Source organism: Pseudomonas sp. FDAARGOS_761 (assembly GCF_013343155.1).
GTDB lineage: Bacteria > Pseudomonadota > Gammaproteobacteria > Pseudomonadales > Pseudomonadaceae > Pseudomonas > Pseudomonas aeruginosa.
On the sequence record NZ_CP054572.1, the window covers coordinates 3,486,761 to 3,508,844 of the forward strand.

Annotated in this window: 21 protein-coding genes and 1 tRNA gene; 12 read left to right on the top strand and 10 right to left on the bottom strand. The window is 65.5% G+C overall.

Going from position 1 to position 22,084, the window contains the following annotated elements; translation table 11 throughout:
- Positions 1-10: 10 nt before the first annotated feature.
- Positions 11-1,228, bottom strand: a complete 1,218-nt coding sequence (glp, locus tag FOC67_RS16225; protein WP_009313813.1) for a gephyrin-like molybdotransferase Glp — start codon at positions 1,226-1,228, stop codon at positions 11-13.
- A complete protein-coding gene (gene moaB / locus FOC67_RS16230; RefSeq protein ID WP_003091240.1) occupies positions 1,225-1,764 on the bottom strand; it encodes a molybdenum cofactor biosynthesis protein B in 540 nt (179 codons plus the stop codon). The genes glp and moaB overlap by 4 nt, the downstream gene beginning before the upstream one ends.
- A gap of 66 nt (positions 1,765-1,830) precedes the next feature.
- On the opposite strand from moaB, the gene mobA reads away from it, so the two are divergent.
- The 3 genes from mobA to FOC67_RS16245 all read left to right on the top strand — a co-directional run bounded on the left by mobA (position 1,831) and on the right by FOC67_RS16245 (position 3,010).
- The gene (gene mobA / locus FOC67_RS16235; protein ID WP_003160650.1) at positions 1,831-2,427 is read left to right on the top strand and encodes a molybdenum cofactor guanylyltransferase MobA; all 597 of its coding nucleotides are present in this window, start codon (positions 1,831-1,833) and stop codon (positions 2,425-2,427) included.
- Positions 2,428-2,558: 131 nt separating this feature from the next.
- Positions 2,559-2,780: a YgdI/YgdR family lipoprotein gene (locus tag FOC67_RS16240; protein WP_003091247.1), complete on the top strand. Its 222-nt coding sequence runs from the start codon at positions 2,559-2,561 to the stop codon at positions 2,778-2,780.
- Positions 2,781-2,933: 153 nt separating this feature from the next.
- A tRNA-Pro gene (locus tag FOC67_RS16245) sits at positions 2,934-3,010 on the top strand.
- Between the two features lie 58 nt (positions 3,011-3,068).
- On the opposite strand, the gene FOC67_RS16250 is transcribed toward FOC67_RS16245, so the two are convergent.
- The 3 genes from FOC67_RS16250 to FOC67_RS16260 form a co-directional block, all read right to left on the bottom strand.
- A complete protein-coding gene (locus FOC67_RS16250; protein ID WP_009313812.1) occupies positions 3,069-4,472 on the bottom strand; it encodes a cytochrome b6 in 1,404 nt (467 codons plus the stop codon).
- A 366-nt stretch (positions 4,473-4,838) separates the two neighbouring features.
- Complete coding sequence (locus FOC67_RS16255) at positions 4,839-5,078, bottom strand: glutaredoxin family protein (protein ID WP_003109620.1); 240 nt, start codon at positions 5,076-5,078, stop codon at positions 4,839-4,841.
- Positions 5,079-5,123: 45 nt separating this feature from the next.
- Positions 5,124-5,681 (bottom strand): TetR/AcrR family transcriptional regulator, encoded by a 558-nt coding sequence (locus FOC67_RS16260; protein WP_003109619.1) that lies wholly within the window; start codon positions 5,679-5,681, stop codon positions 5,124-5,126.
- A 165-nt stretch (positions 5,682-5,846) separates the two neighbouring features.
- Here FOC67_RS16260 and FOC67_RS16265 point away from each other — a divergent pair, with 165 nt between their 5' ends.
- From FOC67_RS16265 to opdQ, 4 genes are all read left to right on the top strand, one after another.
- On the top strand, positions 5,847-6,443 hold the full coding sequence (locus FOC67_RS16265) for a glutathione S-transferase family protein (RefSeq protein WP_003091251.1): 597 nt from the start codon (positions 5,847-5,849) through the stop codon (positions 6,441-6,443).
- 16 nt (positions 6,444-6,459) lie between these two features.
- Complete coding sequence (locus FOC67_RS16270) at positions 6,460-7,392, top strand: pyridoxamine 5'-phosphate oxidase family protein (RefSeq protein WP_034045806.1); 933 nt, start codon at positions 6,460-6,462, stop codon at positions 7,390-7,392.
- Positions 7,392-8,258: an MBL fold metallo-hydrolase gene (locus FOC67_RS16275; RefSeq protein WP_003109616.1), complete on the top strand. Its 867-nt coding sequence runs from the start codon at positions 7,392-7,394 to the stop codon at positions 8,256-8,258. The genes FOC67_RS16270 and FOC67_RS16275 overlap by 1 nt, the downstream gene beginning before the upstream one ends.
- 168 nt (positions 8,259-8,426) lie before the next feature.
- Entirely contained in the window at positions 8,427-9,692 is a 1,266-nt protein-coding gene (gene opdQ, locus FOC67_RS16280; protein WP_009313808.1) for a porin OpdQ, read from the top strand.
- Positions 9,693-9,876: 184 nt separating this feature from the next.
- Here opdQ and FOC67_RS16285 read toward each other — a convergent pair whose 3' ends face one another.
- Positions 9,877-11,085: an ammonium transporter gene (locus tag FOC67_RS16285; protein WP_009313807.1), complete on the bottom strand. Its 1,209-nt coding sequence runs from the start codon at positions 11,083-11,085 to the stop codon at positions 9,877-9,879.
- Positions 11,086-11,554: 469 nt separating this feature from the next.
- On the opposite strand from FOC67_RS16285, the gene FOC67_RS16290 reads away from it, so the two are divergent.
- The 4 genes from FOC67_RS16290 (at position 11,555) to FOC67_RS16305 (ending at position 14,053) form a co-directional block, all read left to right on the top strand.
- Positions 11,555-11,884 (top strand): YqjD family protein, encoded by a 330-nt coding sequence (locus FOC67_RS16290; protein ID WP_003091262.1) that lies wholly within the window; start codon positions 11,555-11,557, stop codon positions 11,882-11,884.
- Between the two features lie 3 nt (positions 11,885-11,887).
- Positions 11,888-12,268 (top strand): phage holin family protein, encoded by a 381-nt coding sequence (locus tag FOC67_RS16295; RefSeq protein WP_003091263.1) that lies wholly within the window; start codon positions 11,888-11,890, stop codon positions 12,266-12,268.
- A gap of 13 nt (positions 12,269-12,281) precedes the next feature.
- Complete coding sequence (locus FOC67_RS16300; protein WP_003130654.1) at positions 12,282-12,605, top strand: hypothetical protein; 324 nt, start codon at positions 12,282-12,284, stop codon at positions 12,603-12,605.
- Between the two features lie 116 nt (positions 12,606-12,721).
- Positions 12,722-14,053, top strand: coding sequence for a deoxyguanosinetriphosphate triphosphohydrolase (locus tag FOC67_RS16305; RefSeq protein WP_003091265.1), 1,332 nt, complete (start codon positions 12,722-12,724; stop codon positions 14,051-14,053).
- Positions 14,054-14,063: 10 nt separating this feature from the next.
- On the opposite strand, the gene FOC67_RS16310 is transcribed toward FOC67_RS16305, so the two are convergent.
- From FOC67_RS16310 to FOC67_RS16320, 3 genes are all read right to left on the bottom strand, one after another.
- Positions 14,064-16,289, bottom strand: coding sequence for an ATP-binding protein (locus FOC67_RS16310; RefSeq protein ID WP_009313806.1), 2,226 nt, complete (start codon positions 16,287-16,289; stop codon positions 14,064-14,066).
- Between the two features lie 13 nt (positions 16,290-16,302).
- Positions 16,303-16,926: a response regulator transcription factor gene (locus tag FOC67_RS16315; RefSeq protein WP_003091268.1), complete on the bottom strand. Its 624-nt coding sequence runs from the start codon at positions 16,924-16,926 to the stop codon at positions 16,303-16,305.
- Positions 16,927-17,352: 426 nt separating this feature from the next.
- Positions 17,353-17,697 (bottom strand): YggL family protein, encoded by a 345-nt coding sequence (locus FOC67_RS16320; RefSeq protein ID WP_003091271.1) that lies wholly within the window; start codon positions 17,695-17,697, stop codon positions 17,353-17,355.
- Between the two features lie 310 nt (positions 17,698-18,007).
- Here FOC67_RS16320 and dacB point away from each other — a divergent pair, with 310 nt between their 5' ends.
- A complete protein-coding gene (dacB, locus tag FOC67_RS16325) occupies positions 18,008-19,438 on the top strand; it encodes a D-alanyl-D-alanine carboxypeptidase/D-alanyl-D-alanine-endopeptidase (RefSeq protein ID WP_003091272.1) in 1,431 nt (476 codons plus the stop codon).
- A gap of 66 nt (positions 19,439-19,504) precedes the next feature.
- Here the strand turns inward: dacB and rlmKL are convergent, their stop codons facing one another.
- Positions 19,505-21,682: a bifunctional 23S rRNA (guanine(2069)-N(7))-methyltransferase RlmK/23S rRNA (guanine(2445)-N(2))-methyltransferase RlmL gene (rlmKL, locus tag FOC67_RS16330; protein ID WP_023085401.1), complete on the bottom strand. Its 2,178-nt coding sequence runs from the start codon at positions 21,680-21,682 to the stop codon at positions 19,505-19,507.
- Between the last annotated feature and the right edge of the window lie 402 nt (positions 21,683-22,084).

Below are 22,084 nucleotides of genomic sequence, written 5' to 3' on the forward strand. Positions count from 1 at the left end.
CACCGTCGGCTCAGTCGAGCAGTTCGCTCAGCGGAATGAACGCCACGCCCTCGCCTTCCACGAGGGTACGTCCCTCGCGGACCTCCACCAGCCCCTCGGCCCAGGAAGCGCTGCGCAGTACCCCGGAACTCTGGTTCGGATAGAGCACCGCACGGCCCTGCTCCAGGCGACCACGCAGGTACTCGCGACGCTGCCCCGCCTTGGTCCAGGCGAAGCCGGCCGGTACCTCCACCCGCAGCGGCGCGACCTGCGCCACGCCGAGCCGGCGCAGCAGGTAGGGACGCGCCAGCAGGGCGAAGGTGACCAGGGTCGAAGCCGGATTGCCCGGCAGGCCGATCACCGGGATGCCCTGGAACTGGCCGACGGTCAGCGGCTTGCCGGGTTTTATCGCCAGCTTCCAGAGGGTCAGCTCGCCGGCTTCGCGCAGCGCCATGCCGAGGAAGTCGGCCTCGCCCACCGATACGCCGCCAGTGGAAAGGATAAGGTCCACCCCGGCCAACCCGGCCAGGCGCTCGCGGGTACGTGCCAGGTCGTCGGGAAGGATACCGGCGTCGAGCACGTCGCAGCCCAGGCGTTGCAGCCAATCCTTGAGCAACGGGCGGTTGCTGTTGTAGATCTGCCCGGCCTGCAGCGGCTGGCCCGCCTCGACCAGCTCGTCGCCGGTGGACAGCAGCGCCACCCGCGGCTTGCATCGCACCTCCAGGGTCGCGCAGCCGAGCGAAGCCGCCAGCCCCAGTTCGATGGAGCGCAGGCGCGTGCCGGCCGGCAGGACCAGGTCGCCCTGGCGGATTTCCTGGCCACGCGGGCGCACATGCTGGCCCGCGCGCAACGGCTGGGTGAAGCGCACGCGGCCATCGTCGAGCGCTTCGGCGTTTTCCTGCATCTCTACCAGATCGGCGCCTTCCGGCAGCGGCGCACCGGTGAAGATCCGCGCACAGGTACCCGCTTGCAGCGGCTCCGGCGCCTGTCCGGCAAAGATCTTCTGGCTGACCGGCAGTGGCTCGCCGTTCCAGTCGGCGAGTCGCAAGGCGTAGCCGTCCATGGCGCTGTTCGGCCACGGCGGCAGGTCCAGGCCGGCCAGCAGGTCGACCGCCAGCACGCGGCCGCCAGCCTGCTCCAGGGGCACCTGCTCACACGTATCGATAGGCGTTTGCGCGGCCAGTTCGAGGAGCCGTTCCAGCGCCGTCTCGACCGGCATCAGCCCCGGCTGTTCGCAGCAGCCGCTCACCCGCGGCTCTCGCAGGGCGCCGCCTGTTTCAGGTGCGGGACGAAGTTGCACGGGCGATGACGGGCGTCCAGTTGCTCGACGAGGATGCCTTCCCAGGCAGTGCGGCACGCATTGGTGGAGCCCGGCAGGCAACAGACCAGGGTACCGTTGGAAAGCCCGGCCAGGGCCCGCGACTGGATGGTGGAGGTACCGATGTCGGCCAGCGAAATCTGCCGGAACAGCTCGCCGAAGCCGTCCACCTGCTTGTCCAGCAGGCAGGCCACCGCTTCCGGGGTGCTGTCGCGGCCGGTGAAACCGGTGCCGCCGGTGATCAGCACGACCTGCACGCTGTCCTCGGCGATCCAGGTCGCGACCTGTGCGCGGATCCGGTACAGGTCATCCTTCAGCAGCACGCGAGCGGCCAGGTTGTGCCCGGCCTCGGTCAGGCGGTCGACGAACAACTGGCCTGAGGTATCGGTTTCCAGGGTACGGGTATCGCTGACGGTCAGGACGGCGATGTTCAACGGCACGAATGCCGTTTCGGCCTTGTGGCTCATGGGGTTGGCCCTTGCTTGTGGACGTGATCGCGGTGTTATATCACAGGCCCGACACGGAGACCCCAGATGCCCGATAGCGCCCTGCCCCCCTGCTCCATCCTTCTCCTGGCGGGAGGCCGCGGCCAGCGCATGGGCGGTCGCGACAAGGGCCTGATCGAGTGGCAGGACCTGCCCCTGATCGCCCACCTGCATCGCCTGGTGCGCCCGCTCACCGATGACCTGATCGTCTCCTGCAACCGCAACCAGGAACGCTATGCGGCCTATGCCGACCGCCTGGTGAGCGACGACAGCCGAGACTTCCCCGGCCCGCTCGCCGGCATCCGCGCCGGCCTGGCGGTGGCCCGGCATCCCTGGCTGCTGGTGCTGCCCTGCGACGCGCCGCGCATCGACCGCGCCTTGCTGGAAACCCTGCTGCAGGCCGCCGGCCGCACACCGGCGCGCCCCTGGATGCTGCGCTGCGGCGGCCAGTGGGAACCGCTGTTCAGCCTGATCCCGACGCACCTGGCCGAAGAGATAGAACACGCCTGGCGCCAGGGCGACCGTAGCCCACGCCACGTCCTGTTGCCGCTTGGCGCGGAGGCCATCGAGCTGGCCGCGGGCGATCCGCGGCTGGCCAACCTGAACACCCCCGAGCTGTTGGCTAATCACCGCGAACTGAAGTAAAACGGAAGGGACGTCGAGTCGAATTTTCTCGAAGGTGGGGGGAACACTCGTTTTTAGGGGGGAACTCTTCCTAGAACTCGTCTGTCAGAAACTCGTAACTTCAAAGTCTGACCGCACAGGAGAACTGCGCAATGATCAAGCGGATGCTACCCGCCCTCCTCCTCGCCGTAGGCCTCGGCGCCCTCGCGGGTTGTTCCAGCCCTACCGTGATCACCCTCAACGACGGACGTGAAATCCAGGCCGTAGACACCCCTTCCTATGACGAGGATTCCGGCTTCTACGAGTTCGAACAGCTCGACGGCAAGCGCGCCCGCGTGAACAAGGACCAGGTCCGCACCGTCAAGGAACTCTGATACCGTCGCGTAACAGGTTTTCCTGAAGACCCCGTCGACTCGAACGAGCGACGGGGTCTTTGCTTTTCCGCCCGGGGAAACCGGGGCTCGAAAAAAAGTTCATCTAACCCCTTGTGTGCCAAAACTTTTTCTGTAGAATGCGCCCCAACAAAACGGAGCGTAGCGCAGCTTGGTAGCGCGTCTCGTTCGGGACGAGAAGGTCGCTGGTTCGAATCCAGTCGCTCCGACCATATCCCGAAAAACCCGCCTCAACGGCGGGTTTTTTATTGCCTGCGATTCGGTCTTTTCTCACAGGGTACGCAGGTAGGCCACCAGGTCGCCCTTCTCTTCCGCGGACAGCTTGCGCTCCAGCACCAGGTTGAAGAACTCCACCGTGTCCTCCAGGGTCAGCAGGCGGTCGTCGTGCAGGTACGGCGGCGAATCCTTGATCCCGCGCAACGGGAAGGTCTTGATCGGCCCGTCGGCGGACGCCATCACGCCATTGACCAGTTTCGGATCGTAGAAGCGCTCCACCTTCAGGTTGTGCATCAGGTTGTCGGTGAAGTAAGGCGGCGCATGGCACCCGGCGCAGGCCGCCTTGCCGTAGAACAGCTTTTCGCCACGCAATTCCTGCTCGCTGGCCTTGCCCGGATCGAGCCGCCCCTCCACATCCAGCTTCGGTGCCGGGGGGAAGTCCAGCAGCGCCTGGAACTCACCCATGAAATGCACCTGACTGCCACGCTCGAGCACGTTCACCCCCTTCTTGGTGGCGATTACCGGGTCGCCGTCGAAGTAGGCGGCACGCTGCTCGAACTCGGTGAAGTCCTCGACGGTCTTCAGCGCCCTCTGCGAGCCGAACAGCCGCTGGATGTTCACCCCGCGCAGCGTCGGCGTGTCGATGCGGTGGCGGAACGGCTGCGGGCGCACGTCGCCGGCCAGGTGGGTAGCGGCATTGGTGTGGCCGTTCGCATGGCAGTCGAAGCAGGCCACGCCGCGGCTCGGATGCTCGCTACGGCGATCGTCGGTGAGGTTGAACTGCTGCTGCGGAAAGGCCGTTAGCAGCAGGCGCAGCCCTTCCAGCTGCTTGGGATTGAGAATCCCGTTGAACAGCTCGAAATAGTTGTCGATGGTCACCAGCTTGCCCTTGGACACATCGCCCAGGTCAGGCCGGGTGGTAAGGAACATCGGTGCCGGGAATTCCGGCAGGAAGTGGTCCGGCAGGTCGTAGTCGAGGTCGAAACGGGTCAGGTCGCGGCTTTCCTGGCGCTTGATCTCGTCGATGAGGAACTTGGGAAAGACCATCCCGCCCTCCGCATGGTTGGGGTGTGGCAGCGGCAGGAAGCCGCCGGGGAACAGCCCCTGCTTGCGGATTTCCTCGGGGCTCAGCCTGGCCAGTTCCTCCCAGCTGGTGCCGGCCGGCAGCTTCACCCGGCCCCCTTCCTGCAGCGGCTTGCCGCGCGTCATGCTGGCACCCTTGGCCGGCCTGTCGCTGAGATCGTAACGCTGCTCGAGAAGCGTCTTGTGGGCCTGCTCGATCGACGGCTTGTTCGCCGTCATGCGCTTCATGATGGTGGCGAAGTCCTCGTTGATCACCACCGGCGAATAGCTGGAAGTCTTGCTTGGCTGCTCATCCCCCGCGACCACGGCGGATTGCAGCCCCAGGGCGAGCGGCATGACCCAGAGGGCATGGCGCGTCCAGGCGGGCGTTTTCATCAGGCGTCCTCTTTCGTTATGAGGAAACGCCGAGCCTCGTCGTCCCGACCCCACACCCCGGCGGTCCGCGACAGCGGACCGAACGACCTGCGACGCGTCCTGCGCCACGCGGGTTCCCGGCTGTTTCCAGTCAGTCCTGAAGGGAACTCAGGGTTTATCCATCGCCCTTAGGCCTAGCCGAACGCAGCCTGCCGAGCCAATAGGCTCAGGCTATGAAAACCATTGAGAAACGCCTATGCATCGCTTCGCCAGCATCGCCGAAGCCAGGCACCGCGCGGCATGGGGGAAGGAAGCGGAACGCAGTCCGGTTTGCGCATAGCGCGCGGGGTTACCAGCGGTGCCGCGCTTAGCGCGAATGAATAGGCATCAGCGGCTGAGGAAGGCTGCGACCTGCTCGGCCTCGAACGGCCAGTTCAGCTCGGCGCCATTGTCGCAGCGGCGCAGCACCGGGATCCGCAGGCCATAGCGCTCGACCCAGGCTTCGTCGTCGGCGATGTCCACCAGTTCGACCAGCAGGCCATGTTCGACGAAGGGCATCAGCACCGCCTCCGCGACTTCGCAGAGGTGGCAACCGAGGGTTCCGAAGAGTTGGCATTCCGGGGGCATCGAAAGGACCTGTGCAGTGTTTCGCGGCGATGGTAGCACCCGCGCTCAGATGCCAGCGACCTGCAACAGACTTTCGGCCGCCTGCCGGGCCTCGCGGGCCTGGTCCGCCGGCCCGTGGATGTGCGCCATCACCAGGGCGCCCTCCATCAGGTATTGCAACTGCCGCGCAAGCAGTGCCGCCGAACGCACGCCCAGGCGCTCCAGCTGGCGCTGGAAGTAGGCTTCGACGAAGGCCTTTTGCTCGGCCGCCTGGCGGTGGATCGGATGCGAGCGCTCATGGAACTCGGCGGCGGCATGGATGAAGGCACAGCCACGGAACGCCTCGTCCTGGAGAAACTCCTGCAGACCATCGAACACCGCCAGGATCGCCGCGCGCGGCTGCAACCGTGCCTCGGCTTCGAGCATGCGTTCGGCGGTGCGCTGCCGACGCACCTCCAGGGCGGCCATGATCAGTTCGTCCTTCGAGCGAAAGTGTTTGTACAGCGTCATCTTCGCCACGCCGGATTCGGCCAGGATGCGGTCGATGCCGGTGGCGTGGTAACCCTCGCGATAGAACAGGTCGACGGCGGTGCTGAGCAGTTGCTCGCGTTTGCGGGATGTCATGGAAAGCCTCCTGAGCGGCCCATTATGCGCGACCCTGCCGCCCCCTTGAACCGCTCTGCGTCGCTCCCCGGACGAATACCGACGGAAAAAGGCGAACGCGTGCCTTGAAATATACAGACCTGTCTGTCTAATATCCAGACACCAATACCCGCCTGGAACCCTCAGATGAAACTCCATGACCTGGATCTCTCCGGCAACGCCTACAAGGTCCGCCTGTTCCTCTCCCTCATCGGCCGCGAGGCGACGCTGCGGCCGGTCGATTTCCTCAACCGCGAGCACAAGACCCAAGCCTTCCTCCGCATGAATCCCCGCGGGCAGATCCCGGTGCTGGAAGACGGCGAGCTGCAACTGGGCGACTCCCATGCCATCCTCGTCTATCTGGCGCGGCGCCATGCCGATCCCGTGTGGTATCCGCTCGACCCCGTCAGCCAAGGCCGAATCGCCTACTGGCTCAGCTATTCGGCCAACGAGGTGCAGAACGGTCCGGCCAGCGCCCGGCTGATCGCCCGCTTCGACCTGCCGCTGGATCGCGAGCAGACCCACCAGCGAGGCCTGGAAGTGCTGCGCCTGGTCGAGCGGCACCTGGCCGAGCATCGCTGGCTGGCCCAGGGCGAACAGCCGAGCATCGCCGACGTGGCCCTCTACCCCTACCTGGCCCTGGCCCCCGAGGGCGGCCTGGCGCTGGACCACTACCCGGCGCTGAACGCCTGGATCGCCCGCATCCGCGCGCTGCCCGGCTACATCCCGATGCCCGGCCTGTAGCTCGACAGGAGGCAGCATGAGCCAGGAACAGAGTCCCTTCCACGCCGGCGAACTGGCGATCCAGGAACGCGCCGGCGTTCGCGAGCAGGTCGCCGGCTTCGGCAGCCGCGCGATCCGCACCTTCATGCCGGACCAGCATCGGGAGTTCTTCGCCCTGCTACCGCTGTTGCTGGTGGGCAGCCTCGACGCCGACGGCTACCCCAGCGCCTCGGTGCTCTGGGGCCCCCCCGGCTTCGCCCGTTCGCCGGAACCGACCCGCCTGCGCATCGACAACCTGCCGCAAGCGGACGATCCGCTGGCGGCCAATCTCGAGGCTGGCACCCGCCTCGGCATCCTCGGCCTGGAATGGCCGACACGCCGCCGCAACCGCATGAATGGACGGGTCCTGGCGCGGGACGGAAAGGGTTTCACGGTCGGCGTCGAGCAGTCCTTCGGCAACTGTCCCAAGTACATCCAGGCGCGCAGCCATCAGCCCGTCTCCAGGATCGCAAGTCCCGCGTTGCAGGGCGAAGGACTCGATCCGCGCTGGCTGTCGCTGGTCTCGCGCAGCGATACGCTGTTCATCGCCAGCCAGCATGCCGACCCACTCAGGGGCGGCGTCGACGTCTCCCATCGGGGCGGGCCGCCGGGCTTTCTCCGGCTCGGCGCGGATGGCCGCCTGTGGTTGCCCGACTACGCCGGCAACCGCCTGTTCAATACCCTCGGCAACCTGCTCCAGGAGCCTCGCTGCGGCCTCCTGTTCATCGATTTCGACAACGGCGACCTGCTGCACCTGCACGCCGAGGCCGAGCTGTTCTGGCCGGGTTCGCAGCCATCCATCCCCTGGCCCGCCGGCGCCGAGCGCCTGCTGGCGTTGCGCCCCGCAGGCTGGCGCTGGCGGCGCGGCCGCCTGCCGCTGGCATTCGGCGAGCCCCAGCCATCCCCTTTTCTTCCTGCCGGTGAATCTTGATGCCTTTCCTGTATCGCCTTGCCTCGTTGTTGATCGCCCTCCTCGTCCTGCCGGTGCAGGCGGCGGAAATGCGAGTCGCCCTGTTGCGCACCTCGGGAGTGGAAACCCTCGATGCGCTCACCGTCGACGGCGGCTCCTGGGTGCGCCGGGTGCCGCTCAGCCATACCGCGGTGCTGATCGAGCACCACGCCGCCACCCTGCTCTTCGACACTGGCCTGGGGCGCGACATCGACGCCCAGTTCCGCGCCGACATGCCTTGGTGGGCAGCGCCGCTGTTCGCTTACCAGAAAGTCGTCCCGGCGCGCGACCAACTGGACGCAGCCGGTATCCGCGTCGATCGCATCCTGCTGTCCCACGCACACTGGGATCACGCCTCGGGCCTGGTCGACTTCCCCGAAGTACCGGTCTGGGCACCCTACGAGGAGATCGCCTTCAGCCGCATCGCCACCCCGCCGGCCGCCTTCCCCAGCCAATTCCGCCATGGCGTGCGCTGGCGACCTTACAGCTTCGATCCGCAGCCGTTCATGGGCTTCGACGAAAGCCTCGACCTGTTTGGCGACGGCCGCCTGGTGCTGGTCCCCCTGCCCGGCCATACGCCCGGCTCGGTCGGTCTGTTCGTCACCCTCGACAGCGGGCGCCGGCTGTTCTTCAGCGGCGACACCAGTTGGCGACTCGAAGGCGTCGAAGGCCCACGGCAGAAATTCTTCGCCGGCCGCGCCCTGGTCGATCGCGATCCCGCGCGCACCCTCGCGCAACTGGCGAAGATCCGCCTGCTGCTCCGCAGCGACCCGCGCCTGAGCGTGATTCCGGCGCACGATGCGCGGGTCCAGGCCGCCCTGGGCTACTTCCCGCACTGGCTGGAATAGCGGGAAAGCCCGTCCTAGACAGGGTTCGTGCCAATTCGCGGCCACCCTCGACTAATGTCTAACAGTGGCCGTCTTCCTGTAGTGCTTAAGTAACCGGGCTGTCACAGGCCGACGTGGCGTCACGCCGCCGCCATCGGCCTGCCCCAAGCGCTCGAGGAGACAATAACAATGAGCATGACCCCGATCGCCCGTGCCGTGGCTTTTGCCACGCTGGGTTCCAGCATTACCGTCCCAACCCTGGCCCATGCCGAGTTCATCAAGGACAGCAAGGCCAGCATCGAACTCCGCAACTTCTACTTCAACCGTGATTTCCGCCAGGAAGGCGCCAGCCAGTCCAAGGCCGAGGAATGGGCCCAGGGCTTCCTCCTGCGCTACGAGTCCGGCTACACCGAGGGCACCATCGGTTTCGGCGTCGACGCCATCGGCCTGCTCGGGGTGAAGCTCGACTCCAGCCCCGACCGCAGCGGCACCGGCCTGCTCAAGCGCGACCGCGAGACCGGCCGCGCCCAGGACGACTATGGCGAGGCAGGGATCACCGCCAAGCTGCGGGCGTCGAAGAGCACCCTGAAGATCGGCACCCTGACCCCCAAGCTGCCGGTGATCATGCCCAACGACAGCCGCCTGCTGCCACAGACCTTCCAGGGCGGCGCGCTGAACTCCATGGAGATCGACGGCCTGACCCTCGACGCCGGGCGCCTGAAGAAGGTCAACCAGCGCGACTCCTCGGACAACGAGGACATGACCATCACCGGTGGCGGCAAGCGCAACATCGTGGTCCGTTCCGGGCTGACTTCGGACAAGTTCGACTTCGCCGGCGGCAGCTACAAGTGGACCGACAACCTCAGCACCAGCTACCACTACGGCAAGCTCGACAACTTCTACAAGCAGCATTACCTCGGCCTGGTGCACACCCTGCCGATCGCCGACAAGCAGTCGCTGAAATCCGACATCCGCTGGGCGCGCTCCACCGACGACGGCTCCAGCAACGTCGACAACAAGGCGCTCAACGCCATGTTCACCTACAGCCTCGGCTACCACGCCTTCGGCGTCGGCTACCAGAAGATGAGCGGCGACACCGGCTTCGCCTACATCAACGGCGCCGACCCCTACCTGGTGAACTTCATCCAGATCGGCGACTTCGCCAACAAGGACGAGAAATCCTGGCAGGCGCGCTACGACTACAACTTCGCCGGCGTCGGCATTCCCGGCCTGACCTTCATGACCCGCTACGTCAAGGGCGACAACATCGACCTGCTGACCACCTCGGGCGAAGGCAAGGAATGGGAACGCGACATGGACATCGCCTACGTGTTCCAGAGCGGCCCGTTGAAGAACCTCGGGGTGAAGTGGCGCAACGCGACCATGCGCACCAACTACACCAACGACTACGACGAAAATCGCCTGATCGTCAGCTACACGCTGCCGCTCTGGTAACGGCAGGACCGGCGGATAGCCGCGCTACGGCCATCCGCCCCTCCCCAGAGCCCCGCGGCGGAACGAAGAGGCCACCCTTGGGTGGCCTCTTTCATGGCGGGATGCCTCGCTCGCAACGTGCAGGACGGATAGCGCCTGGGGCGTTATCCGCCGATACCCCGCCGGACCAAGGAAGTCCGCCCCCTCATTCGTGGCTGATCGCGCCGATCTTGTGGATCGACAGGTCCGCGCCGTAGTACTCCTCCTCCTGGCTCAAGCGGATGCCCAGCAGCGCCTTCATCAGCCCATAGACCGACAGGCCACCGGCGAAAGCCACCGTCACCCCCAGCAGGCTGCCGAGCGCCTGGCTGGCCAGGCTCACCCCGCCGAGCCCACCCAATGCCTGCTGGCCAAAGATGCCGCAGGCAATCCCGCCCCAGACCCCGCAAAGACCGTGCAACGGCCAGACACCGAGGACGTCGTCGATCTTCCAGCGCACCTGGGTCGCGGTGAACGCCCAGACGAACAGGGCCCCCGCCACCAGGCCGGTAGCCAGCGCGCCGATCGGATGCATCAGGTCGGAACCGGCGCACACCGCCACCAACCCGGCCAGCGGACCGTTGTGCAGGAAACCCGGGTCGTTGCGGCCGATCAGCAGCGACGCCATGGTGCCGCCAACCATCGCCAGCAAGGAGTTGACCGCCACCAGCCCGCTGACCCCAGCGAGGGTCTGGGCGCTCATCACGTTGAAGCCGAACCAGCCGATGATCAGGATCCACGACCCCAGTGCCAGGAACGGGATGCTCGACGGCGCCATCGCCACCAGCTTGCCGTCGCGATAGCGGCCGTTGCGGCTGCCCAGCAATAGCACCGCCGCCAATGCCAGCCAGCCGCCCAGCGCATGCACCACCACGGAGCCGGCGAAATCGTGGAAAGGTGCGCCGAACTCCAACTTCAGCCATTCCTGCAAGCCGAAATTGCCGTTCCACACCAAGCCTTCGAAGAACGGGTACACGAAGGCCACGATCAGCGCCGTGGCGCACAACTGCGGGCCGAACCGGGCACGCTCGGCGATGCCGCCGGAGATGATCGCCGGGATTGCCGCGGCGAAGGTCAGCAGGAAGAAGAACTTCACCAGCGCATAGCCACTGTCCACGGTCAGCGCCGCTGCCGGGTGGAAGAAGGTCACGCCGTAGGCGATCCAGTAGCCGACGAAGAAATAGGCCAGCGCCGAGATGGCGAAGTCGGACAGGATCTTCGACAAGGCGTTGACCTGGTTCTTCAGGCGCACGGTGCCCACCTCGAGGAAGGCGAAGCCGGCGTGCATCGCCAGCACCATCACCGCTCCGAGCAGGATGAACAGGGTATTGGAGCCGTGGATCAGGACTTGCACCGCACTATTCAGGTTATCCATGGATTGAGGCAGCCTTCGCGCGTAGAGAGAAAGCACCAGAAACGCCCACGCCCACCCTTCGACGCACCATGACGAAGCAGTAGTCGTCGTGCGAACCGCCGCTTTTCTTCGGCGGACATTTCGCAAGGTGCTTGAGCCAGCATGGAAAGCTCCCGGACTTTCCTTGATTTTCATTGGGTTGGACGTTCATCCCGAAGTACCCTCCGGGAGCGCCTGGCGCCCTCGCAAGGGGCATTCCGGCCGACGTACGCACCAGGGAATTGCAAGCGCCATACCAGTTCGCGCCCCGTTGCGAGGCAGCCGGATGGGCGTCATCTCGCCGCAGCCGCGCCGACAGGCACGCTGTGGCAGTCTTTAATGAAAGGAGCGCCGGGAGCGACCGGCAACGCGCGGAAATTACCCATCGGTTGAACCTTCCGCCCCGCGCTCGGCTCGAAAAAAACACACCCCATGACCAGAGGAGCTCGTCATGCCCCGCAAGACCACTGCAAACGCTGCAAAGGATGAACTGTTGGCTGAATTCCAGGCACTGGTCGCCGATACCGAGAAACTCCTGCAAAGCACCGCCGACGTGGCGGGCGACCAGGCGGAAGAAATCCGCGGCAAGATCCACGACAGCCTCAAGCGCGCTCGCGACACCTTGCGCGACACCAAGGACTCGCTGAAGGACAACGTCCGCGAACGCAGCCAGGCCGCGGTGGACGCCACCGAGGTGTACGTCGGCGAACACCCCTGGCAGAGCATCGGCATCGCCGCCGGCGTCGGCTTCCTGCTTGGCCTGTTGGTCAGCCGGCGCTGAGCCATGAGCGAAGGAAAGGACCCGGCGGACGGCCGCCCCTCCCTGCGGCGCTTCGGCGCCGCCTTCCTCGGCCTGTTGCACGGTCACGTCGAGCTGTTCGGCATCGAGCTGCAGGAACAGAAGGCCAACACCCTGCGCCTGCTGCTGTTCGCCGGGCTGGCCCTGGTATTCGCCCTGCTCCTGCTGGTCGGCCTGTCGCTGCTGGTGCTGATCGTGTTCTGGGACACCAACCGGCTCGCAGCGGCGCTCGGGTTGTGCCTGTTCTACGTGATCGGCTCGCTGTTCTGCGGCTGGCGCCTGTACCAGTCGATCAACGACGAAAGCTCGCCGTTCAGCGCCACCCTGGAAGAACTGGCCAACGACCGCGAGCGACTGCTGCCATGACAAGGAAACGCGCATGAGCCAACTACCGGTGAACGCGACCGGCCTGTCGCGTCGCGAATTGCGCAAGGCGGTGATCCGCCTGCGCCTGGAAATGCAGCGCCAGCAATTGCGCCGCGAAAGCCAACTGCTGGTGCAACCCTTCCGCCAGGCCCAGGGGCTGGGCCACAACCTCAGCCAGCAACTGTTCGGCGGTGGCAATGCGGCGCTCTGGGGCGCCGGCGGAGCCGCACTGCTGGGCGTACTGCTTGGCAAGGGCGGACGCTGGCAGCGTCTGCTGCGCCTGGGCGTCGCCCTGGCCCCGCTGTTGCTCGGCCTGCGCACGCGGAAAGGCCGTTGAAGGATGCGCCGACCGGCAACGGTCGGCGCCCTCCGTTTCCCCAACGCGACGATTGAGCTTGCCGAGGCAAACCGTTAGCGTGTCCGCATCGCCTCAGCGCATCCCTGGAATTCCCGATGGACTGGCAGACCCTGCTCACCCGCGAACGGCTCGGAAAGCCGGTACACAGCAACGATGAACTGGGCCGCAGCGCCTTCCACAAGGATCATGACCGGATCATCTTCTCCGGCGCGTTTCGCCGCCTCGGACGCAAGACCCAGGTCCATCCGGTCTCCAGCAACGATCACATCCACACCCGCCTGACCCACTCCCTGGAAGTCGCCTGCGTCGGCCGCTCGCTGGGCATGCGGGTCGGCGAGATCCTCCGCGAGGAGCTACCCGAGTGGTGCGACCCCAGCGACCTCGGGGTCATCGTCCAGTCGGCCTGCCTGGCCCACGACATCGGCAACCCACCGTTCGGGCACTCCGGCGAAGACGCGATCCGCAACTGGTTCCAGCAAGCCGCCGGACGTGGCTGGCTGGACGAAATGAGCGACGCCGAGCGTTCCGACTTTCTCCACTTCGAAGGCAACGCCCAGGGCTTCCGGGTCCTCACCCAACTGGAATACCACCAGTTCGACGGCGGCACGCGGTTGACCTACGCCACCCTGGGCACCTACCTGAAGTACCCCTGGACCTCGCGCCACGCCGAAGCGCTGGGCTACAAGAAGCACAAGTTCGGCTGCTACCAGAGCGAACTGCCACTGCTCGAGCAGATCACCCATAAGCTCGGCATGCCGCAACTCGACGACGAGCGCTGGGCTCGCCATCCGCTGGTCTACCTGATGGAAGCGGCGGACGACATCTGCTACGGCCTGATCGACCTCGAAGACGGCCTGGAAATGGAGCTGCTCGAATACAGCGAGGTCGAGGCGCTGCTGCTCGGCCTGGTCGGCGACGACCTGCCCGACACCTATCGCCAACTCGGCCCCAGGGACTCCCGCCGGCGTAAACTGGCGATCCTCCGCGGCAAGGCCATCGAGCACCTGACCAATGCCGCCGCCCGTGCCTTCGTCGACCAGCAGCAGGCCCTGCTCGCCGGGCAGCTTGCCGGCGACCTGGTGGAACACATGCACGGCCCGGCCAAGCTCTGCGTGCAGCGGGCCAAGGCCATCGCGCGGGAAAAGATCTTCCAGGACAAGCGCAAGACCCTCCACGAGATCGGCGCCTACACCACTCTGGAGATCCTCCTCAACGCCTTCTGTGGCGCCGCGCTGGAGCAATACGGCGGGCATACGCCGTCGTTCAAGAACCGGCGCATCCTCGACCTGCTCGGACGCAACGCGCCCGACCCGCAGTGGCCGCTGTACCGCGCCTTTCTCCAGGTGATCGATTTCATCGCCGGCATGACCGACAGCTACGCCACGGAAATGGCCCGGGAAATGACCGGACGCTCGAGCCCCTCCTGAACGGAAGGGCTCATACCGCAGCGGCCGCCAACTGCTCCTGGAGTTCCTCCTGCAACGCCTCCAGGGCCAGCCGGAGTCTTTCGCCAGACGCCTGCAGGCACTCCCCGTCGCCACCTCGCCGGCAGGCGTCCTCCAGGGCCTCGCAGGCCTCCAGCAGGGTACGCGCCCCGATCATCCGCGCGGCGCCCTTGATGCGGTGGGCATGCTCGGCGAGCCGGGTCCTGTCGCCCTCGCGCAGGAGGATGGCAAGGCGCTGGAGGTCCTGACGGTTGCTGCCTAGCAGGGTCTCCAGCAGTTCGCGCAGCCGTTCCGGGCGGCCGCCACCGAGGCTGCTGAGAGCGTCCGCGTCATAGAGCCCCCGGGGCTGCGCGGCGTCGCGGCCGAAAGAGGTCGCGAGGTAGTTGCGCAGGGTCTCCAGGCCGAGCGGCTTGAACAGGCAATCATCCATGCCCGCGTCGCGGCAGCGCTGTACCTCGTCCGGCTCGGCGTCGGCGGTATAGCCGAGGATCAGGATCGGCGCGCGCCGCTCGCACCGTTCCTGGATGCGTATCCTGCGTGCCAGCTGATAGCCGTTCAGGCGCGGCATGTTGCAGTCGCTGATCAGCACCTCGAAGCGCTCGTCGGCCCAGAGTTCCAGCGCCACCTGGCCATCCTCCGCTTCCGCCACCCGGTGGCCGAGAAACTCCAGTTGCTGGCGCAGCAGTACCCGGTTGGGCGGATAGTCGTCGGCGATGAGGATATGCAGGCGGCGAGACGGCTCCATGGATGCTGCCAGCGGGTCCTGGCCGGATTCAGGCATTTTCGGCCCGCACTGGCGCAAGAGCAGGTCGAGCGACACCCGGGTGCCTTTGCCCGGCTCGCTGTGCATCTCGACATCGCCGCCCATGAGGTCCACCAACTTCCGACAGATCGCCAGCCCAAGGCCGGTCCCGCCCTGCACCGTGCGTCCCTTGGCCACCTGGATGAAAGGCTGGAACAGGCGCGCCTGGTCCGCCGGAGCGATACCGATACCGGAATCCTCCACGTCCACCCGGACGATCGCCCTCCCCTCGTCCAGGCTCCTTTCCTGGAGACGGATCGTCACCTGTCCCCGCTCGGTGAACTTGATCGCATTGCTCACCAGGTTGGAGAGCACCTGCTTGAAGCGCAGGGGATCGATCAGCACGTCCCGTCCTGGGGCATCGTCCAGCTCCACAACGAGCCTCAGGCCTTTCTGCCGGGCCAGGCCTTCGAACATGCGGCGCACCGACTCCACGACATGGCGCAGGCGAACCCGCTCGGGCGTGAGGGTCAGGTGGCCGGACTCGATCTTGGCGACGTCGAGGATGTCGCCGATGAGCAGTTGCAGCGACCCCGCAGCCTCGTAGGCGACCTCCAGCGAGGCGCGTTCGCGCTGCTCCGGCGCCAGGCGCTGCAGGACCAGTTCGAGGATACCGATGACCGCATTCATCGGCGTACGGATCTCGTGGCTCATGGTCGCCAGGAAGACGCTCTTCGCCCGATTCGCCTCGTCCGCCTGGCGCATCGCCTCGCGCAACTGGCGGGCCAGGCGCTCCCGTTCGGTGATGTCGATCCAGCCGTTCATCAGGCCGAGCACCCGTCCCTGGCGATCCCTGTAGGGCGTGACCCAATGGTGGATCTCCAGCAATTGCCCGCCGATGCGCACCGCCATGTCGGTGAAGCTCGCCGTTCCTCCCCGAGCCACCGCCAGGCACTGCTGGTGCATGAGCCGTGCCTTGCTGCCCTCGACCCAGTCGGAATCGGTCAACAGGGTGCCGCGGGCCTGCTCACGGGTCATCCGCAGGCTTTCCAGGTAATTGCGGTTGCAGGCCAGCAGGCGACCGTCGAGCGTGCGGATGCTCACCGGGTAGGGAATCCCGTCGACCAGCGCCTGCTTCAATGCCAGGCGGCCGCTCAGGTCGGCTTCGGTACGTTGCCAACGCCTGAGCCTGAGCTGCAGGACGGTATTCCAGCCCAGGCATCCGACGCAGACCAGGCAGGCCACCAGCAGGCCGAGCACCAGGCTGGAAGGGGATGGCGAGCGCAGCCCGTCGGCAGCCTGGCGTAGCGGCGCTTCGTCGACCACATCGGCGTCCCCCGGACGATCCGGAGCGGGAATCCGGAGCATGGAAGCATATTCGCCAGCCGTCGCCCTCGCCGGAACGGCATATCCCGCCATGCAGGCGAATATGAGAAGCAGGCCGAGCATGCACGCACTGCGTTTCTGGAACTTCATTCGGTTCCGGCCCTTAGATAAGCGTATTGCGTTTGGCGAACTCGATGAGATCCACCAGCGAGCCGGCGTTCAACTTCAACAACAAGCGCGCCTTGTAAGTGCTGACGGTCTTGTTGCTGATAAACATCTGCTCGGATATCTGCTTGTTCGAATAACCCTGGCTGAGGTATTGCAATACCGATACTTCGCGATCGGACAGGCGTCCGAGCAATTCCACATCGTCGGAATAGGCGCCCTGTTGCACAGGACGCATGGCCGAGCTGGGAAAGTAACTGTATCCCGAGGCGACCGCATTCACCGCCGTCACCAGTTCGGCCAGTCCGCCCTGCTTGCAGACGAACCCGGCGGCGCCCGCCTGCATGCTGCGCAGGGCGAAGAGCGAGGCGCTCTGGCCGGTCAGGACGAGGATCTTCAGGGGCAACGCCAGCACCATCAGGCGGCTGATGACCTCGAGGCCGTCCAGCCTGGGAATGCCGATATCGAGGATGACCAGGTCCGGCTTCAGCTCCCGCCCGAGGCTGATGGCATCCACGCCATTATCGGTATCGCCGACGATCTGGTGCCCTTCGGCTTCCAGCAACATCTTCATGGCCATGCGAATCACGGGATGATCGTCGACTATCAGGATACGGCTCATTGTCTGATTTCCTTGCCAATAAAAATTCAGAAAAAATTCTCCTGAGCAAGATATAGACGGGAGCCATATTGTCGAGATATTCGATGGCAACTCATATACTTTAAGGAATATTCTCACGGAAACTTAATTTATTTCTTACGGCGAATTCAAAACCTCGTATATTGCCAAGCAATTGGCCTGGTTATCTGCATGAAAAACACCCGCATATATACGCGCTCTCCCGGCTCGTTATCTGCCAGAGCGAGTTGAATAGTTCGTCAGGGGCTTCGGAGTAATGCTATCCGCATGTACGGCCACAAGCCGCCGACATGCCTTCGGCAGGGCAAAGGAAAGCACGACGGGCGCCGGGCCAGATAGCGCCGGAGCAGGATTGAAAGGGAGGGAAGACGCGACCGCCATCCTCGGGCGGGATGGCGGCGCTATCGCTTAGAGCTTCGGCAGGACAGGCTGTTCCGGGTACCAGGCGTCGACCAACGCGCCGACCTCGACGCTGGCCAGTTCCGGTTGCTGCTTCAACCAGGCCTCGATCAGGGCCCGCTGCTCTTCATTGACCGAGCCACGGCGCGCCAGGCAGACGAAACCGAATTCGTCGCAGCCGCCATAGGTCAGTTCGTTGGCTTCGATCGCCTGATCGATGAAGCGCAACATGAAAGCGTTCACCGCATCGGCATCCACGCCTTCCTTGTAGTGGAAGTTCAATTCGAAACCCAGCTCCTGGAATTCATCGACGCACAATTTCTTGCGCAGGCGGCGGGAACGATTAGTAGCCATGGCGGCATCTCCTGGATTGACGCTCCATTGGCGGAGCCTCGCATTACAGACAGTAGCCGACGCCGCTGGAGCCGCGGGCGAACCCCGGCAAGCTCCGCGCGGCGCGGCCGGATTGCCGGCGCACTCTACCAGTTCCGACCATTCGGCGATATGACGGCGAACTCCGCGAAACTCCAGCGCATCGTTATCCGCCTTGCGGCATAATGAGCAAGACGGCCTCTTCGCGTGATGTCCGTCTCTTTTTTCAGGTTCGCTTCGTTTTTCATCTTCATTTCATTTTCTACCCTCCGTCTTCAAGGGTTCTTCATTAATGTTCAAGTCGCTGCGTACTCTTGCCTTCGCCACGCTCCTGCCTTTCGCCCTTCCCACCCTCGCCCAGGTCAACGCCACCCTGCCGGCCAACGTGCAGAAAGCCCTGCAGACCAACAAGCTGACCGGCAACGATCTGTCGCTGGTGCTGATTCCGCTCGACGGCCCGGGCAACCCCACCTACTACAACGCCGACGTATCGGTGAACCCGGCCTCGACCATGAAGCTGTTCACCACCTATGCCGCCCTGGAAATGCTCGGCCCGACCTACCAGTGGAAGACCGAGTTCTACACCGACGGCCAGCTCAAGAACGGAGTGCTCAACGGCAACCTCTACCTCAAGGGCGGCGGCGATCCGAAACTGAACATGGAGAAGCTCTGGCTGCTGATGCGCGACCTGCGCGCCAATGGCGTGACCAAGGTCACCGGTGACCTGGTACTCGACCGCAGCTACTTCAACATCCCGCAGTTGCCGGTATTCAACGACGACGGCGGCGACGACACCAAGCCGTTCCTGGTCGGTCCGGACTCGCTGCTGGTCAACCTGAAGAGCGTGCGCATGGTGGTGCGCACCGACGGCAACAAGGTCAACGTGCAGATGGACCCGCCGCTGGCCAACGTACGCATCGACAACCAGGTGAAGATGACCGCGCCGGCCACCTGCCCGGCCTGGCCGAAGCTGCGCTTCAGCCCGGTGACCCAGTTCGACGGCACCACCCTGCTGGCCACCGGACAGATTCCCCAGGGCTGTAGCGCGCAGACCTACATGTCGCTGCTCGACCACCCCGGCTACACCGCCGGCGCGGTGCGCGGCATCTGGCAGGAACTGGGCGGCAGCATCCTCGGCAAGGACCGCCAGGGCAGCGTACCGCGCAACGCCACGCTGATCGCCAAGGCCTTCTCGCCAGACCTGGTCGAGATCATCCGCGACATCAACAAATACAGTAACAACACCATGGCCCGGCAGTTGTTCCTCTCCATCGGCGCGCAGTTCCGCAACAGCGCCGACGGCGACGACGCCCAGGCCGCGCAGCGGGTGGTGCGGCAGTGGCTGGCACGCAAGGGCATCACCGCGCCGCGCCTGGTGATGGAGAACGGCTCGGGACTGTCGCGCCAGGAACGGGTCAGCGCCCGTGAGATGGCGGCGATGCTGCAAGCCGCCTGGCACAGCCCCTATGCAGCGGAGTACATCTCCTCGCTGCCGCTGGCGGGCCTCGACGGCACCATGCGCAAACGCCTGCGGCGCACCGCACTGGTCGGCGAGGCGCACGTGAAGACCGGCACCCTCAACACCGTGCGCGCCCTCGCCGGCTTCAGCCGCGACGCCAGCGGCCACAACTGGGTGGTGGTGGCGATCCTCAACAGCCCGCGGCCGTGGGGCGCTTCGGCGATCCTCGACCAGGTACTGCTGAGCCTGCACGCGCGGAAATAAGGCGCGGTACGAAAAAGGCCGCCAGCGGTTGCCCGCCGGCGGCCTTTTGCATGAATACCGCTCGCCTCAGCGAACGGTGATTCTCCAGGCCCGATGGATCTTCGGATTACGCGCGAAATCCGGATCGAGGGTTTCGCCAGTGATCTCTTCGACCGCATAGCGGGCCTGCACGCTCTCGTCCAGTTCGAACTTGCGGAAGTTGTTGGAGAAATACAGCACCCCGCCCGGCGCCAGCCGCGCCATGGCCAGGTCGAGCAGTTCGACATGGTCGCGCTGCACGTCGAACACGCCTTCCATACGCTTGGAGTTGGAGAAGGTCGGCGGGTCGATGAAGATCAGTTCGTACTGGCCATCGTCTTCCCGCAACCACTCCATCACGTCGCCGTGCACCAGGCGCTGCTTGTCGGAAAAGCCGTTGAGCGACAGGTTGCGCCGCGCCCAGTCCAGGTAGGTCTTCGACAGGTCGACGCTGGTGGTGCTGCGCGCGCCGCCCCTGGCCGCATGCACGGTGGCCGTGGCGGTATAGCAGAACAGGTTGAGGAAGCGCTTGCCGGCCGCCTCCTTCTGGATGCGCAGGCGCATCGGCCGGTGATCGAGGAACAGCCCGGTATCCAGGTAATCGGTCAGGTTCACCAGCAGGCGCACATCGCCCTCGCCCACCTCGAGGAACTTGCCCTCGCTGCTCTGCCGTTCGTACTGCTTCTTGCCGGCCTGGCGCTCGCGGCGCTTGACCACCACCCGCTCCTGGGCAACGCCCAGGGTCTGCGGAATCGCCGCCAGGGCGTCGAACAGGCGCGCCTGGGCTTTTGCCGGATCGATCGACTTGGGCGCGGCGTACTCCTGGACGTGAACCCAATCGCCGTAGATATCCACCGCCAGGGCATACTCCGGCATGTCGGCGTCATACAGGCGATAGCACTCGATCTTGTCGCGGCGCGCCCATTTGCCCAGTTGCCGGAGGTTCTTCTGCAGGCGATTGGCGAACATCTGCCCGCCCTCGCTCAGCCGTGCCGGCTCGCTCGGCGCCCGCGCCAGGCCTTCGTCGTTGCGTTCGCCACGCTCGCCGGTGACGAACTGGCGCGGCTCGACCTGGATCATCAGCAGCTTGCAGGCCAGCGCGCCGTTCCAGAACGCGTATTGCTTATGGCTGCGGATACCCATGCGCTTGCCCAGTTCCGGCGCCCCGGTGAACACCCCGGCGCTCCAGCCGATGCAGCTCTGGCGCAGGCGCTCGCCGAGGTTCTGGTAGAGATACAGCAGGCTGGCTTCGTCGCCGAGGCGCTCGCCATAGGGCGGGTTGCAGATCACCAGGCCGGTCTGGCCCTTGTCCGGGCGCGGCTCGAAAGTCGCCAGTTCGCCCTGGTAGATCTTCACCCAGTCGGCCACTCCGGCACGCTCGATATTGTTGCGCGCCGGCTGGATCAGGCGCGGGTCGGCCTCGTAGCCGCGAATCCACAACGGCGGCCTGGCCAGGCCGGCCGCCGCGCGCTGCTGGGCTTCCTCGTGGAGCTTGCGCCACAGCGCCGGCACGTGCCCCAGCCAATTGCTGAAGCCCCAGCGCTCGCGCTTGAGGTTCGGCGCGATATCGGCAGCCATCAGCGCCGCCTCGACCAGGAAGGTGCCGACGCCACACATCGGGTCGGCCAGGGCACCGCCCTCGGCGGCGATCTTCGGCCAGCCGGCACGGATCAACACCGCCGCCGCCAGGTTCTCCTTCAGCGGCGCGGCGCCCTGCTGCAGACGATAGCCGCGCTGGTGCAGGCTATGCCCGGAGAGGTCCAGGGAAAGGGTCGCCTGGCCGCGGTCGAGGTGCAGGTGGACGCGCACGTCCGGATTGACCTTGTCCACCGACGGACGTCGGCCGGAGCGCTCGCGCAGGTTGTCGACGATCGCATCCTTGACCTTCAGCGCCCCGAAATGGGTGTTGTCGATGCCCGAGCCCTTGCCGCTGAACTCCACCGCCAGCGTGCCGCCGGCGTCCAGGTGGTCTTCCCAGTTCACCGCGTGGACCGCCATGTACATGGACTCGGCGTTCTCCACCGGGAATCGCGCCAGCACCAGCAAGACCCGGTTGGCCAGGCGCGACCACAGGCAGAGGCGATAGGCCACCTCCAGGCTGCCCTGCCCGCGCACCGCCGACACCTGGGCGCGCGCCTCGTCCAGGCCGAGCCCCTGCGCCTCTTCGAGGAGCAGGCTTTCCAGGCCTTTCGGGCAGGTCAGAAACAATTCGTAAACATCAGCCATATCGCCTTCCCGGGCCGTAGCCCTTGTCAGTGGAAGCACCCTCATGGGCACTTCTTTGGCACCAGGTGCCGTGGTTCGATTGCCGGAACGCTCCCGGCGTTGCTCGCTGCGACCCCGAGTCGCAGTCTGGGCGACCCTTCGTCGGAATGCGAGGAAATCTCAATTGGTGGGGGTGCAAATCGTTATAAGGCGCAACCCCGCGACCCTGCGGCGTTAGCGCCGGAAACCAGGCGTCATGAGCCTGCAACATATGGCCCTATCGACGAAAGCGTTAAGTCTTTATGACAAATCGGTCATTCACACGCCTGAACGCTTTGGTTAGAACTCCAGTTAATCCGCCACCGCAACGGTGTCGGGCGAGGGTCGTCACGCCGGCAACGACCCCTTTCGGCGAAAGCTTCG

What these genes read in the sequence shown, in the direction of transcription:
- moaB (WP_003091240.1), bottom strand. Translation starts at nt 1,764, where the DNA reads ATGAGCCACAAGGCCGAAACGGCATTCGTGCCGTTGAACATCGCCGTC.
- mobA (WP_003160650.1), top strand. Translation starts at nt 1,831, where the DNA reads ATGCCCGATAGCGCCCTGCCCCCCTGCTCCATCCTTCTCCTGGCGGGA.
- FOC67_RS16240 (WP_003091247.1), top strand. Translation starts at nt 2,559, where the DNA reads ATGATCAAGCGGATGCTACCCGCCCTCCTCCTCGCCGTAGGCCTCGGC.
- FOC67_RS16250 (WP_009313812.1), bottom strand. Translation starts at nt 4,472, where the DNA reads ATGAAAACGCCCGCCTGGACGCGCCATGCCCTCTGGGTCATGCCGCTC.
- FOC67_RS16255 (WP_003109620.1), bottom strand. Translation starts at nt 5,078, where the DNA reads ATGCCCCCGGAATGCCAACTCTTCGGAACCCTCGGTTGCCACCTCTGC.
- FOC67_RS16260 (WP_003109619.1), bottom strand. Translation starts at nt 5,681, where the DNA reads ATGACATCCCGCAAACGCGAGCAACTGCTCAGCACCGCCGTCGACCTG.
- FOC67_RS16265 (WP_003091251.1), top strand. Translation starts at nt 5,847, where the DNA reads ATGAAACTCCATGACCTGGATCTCTCCGGCAACGCCTACAAGGTCCGC.
- FOC67_RS16270 (WP_034045806.1), top strand. Translation starts at nt 6,460, where the DNA reads ATGAGCCAGGAACAGAGTCCCTTCCACGCCGGCGAACTGGCGATCCAG.
- FOC67_RS16275 (WP_003109616.1), top strand. Translation starts at nt 7,392, where the DNA reads ATGCCTTTCCTGTATCGCCTTGCCTCGTTGTTGATCGCCCTCCTCGTC.
- opdQ (WP_009313808.1), top strand. Translation starts at nt 8,427, where the DNA reads ATGAGCATGACCCCGATCGCCCGTGCCGTGGCTTTTGCCACGCTGGGT.
- FOC67_RS16285 (WP_009313807.1), bottom strand. Translation starts at nt 11,085, where the DNA reads ATGGATAACCTGAATAGTGCGGTGCAAGTCCTGATCCACGGCTCCAAT.
- FOC67_RS16290 (WP_003091262.1), top strand. Translation starts at nt 11,555, where the DNA reads ATGCCCCGCAAGACCACTGCAAACGCTGCAAAGGATGAACTGTTGGCT.
- FOC67_RS16295 (WP_003091263.1), top strand. Translation starts at nt 11,888, where the DNA reads ATGAGCGAAGGAAAGGACCCGGCGGACGGCCGCCCCTCCCTGCGGCGC.
- FOC67_RS16300 (WP_003130654.1), top strand. Translation starts at nt 12,282, where the DNA reads ATGAGCCAACTACCGGTGAACGCGACCGGCCTGTCGCGTCGCGAATTG.
- FOC67_RS16305 (WP_003091265.1), top strand. Translation starts at nt 12,722, where the DNA reads ATGGACTGGCAGACCCTGCTCACCCGCGAACGGCTCGGAAAGCCGGTA.
- FOC67_RS16310 (WP_009313806.1), bottom strand. Translation starts at nt 16,289, where the DNA reads ATGAAGTTCCAGAAACGCAGTGCGTGCATGCTCGGCCTGCTTCTCATA.
- FOC67_RS16315 (WP_003091268.1), bottom strand. Translation starts at nt 16,926, where the DNA reads ATGAGCCGTATCCTGATAGTCGACGATCATCCCGTGATTCGCATGGCC.
- FOC67_RS16320 (WP_003091271.1), bottom strand. Translation starts at nt 17,697, where the DNA reads ATGGCTACTAATCGTTCCCGCCGCCTGCGCAAGAAATTGTGCGTCGAT.
- dacB (WP_003091272.1), top strand. Translation starts at nt 18,008, where the DNA reads ATGTTCAAGTCGCTGCGTACTCTTGCCTTCGCCACGCTCCTGCCTTTC.
- rlmKL (WP_023085401.1), bottom strand. Translation starts at nt 21,682, where the DNA reads ATGGCTGATGTTTACGAATTGTTTCTGACCTGCCCGAAAGGCCTGGAA.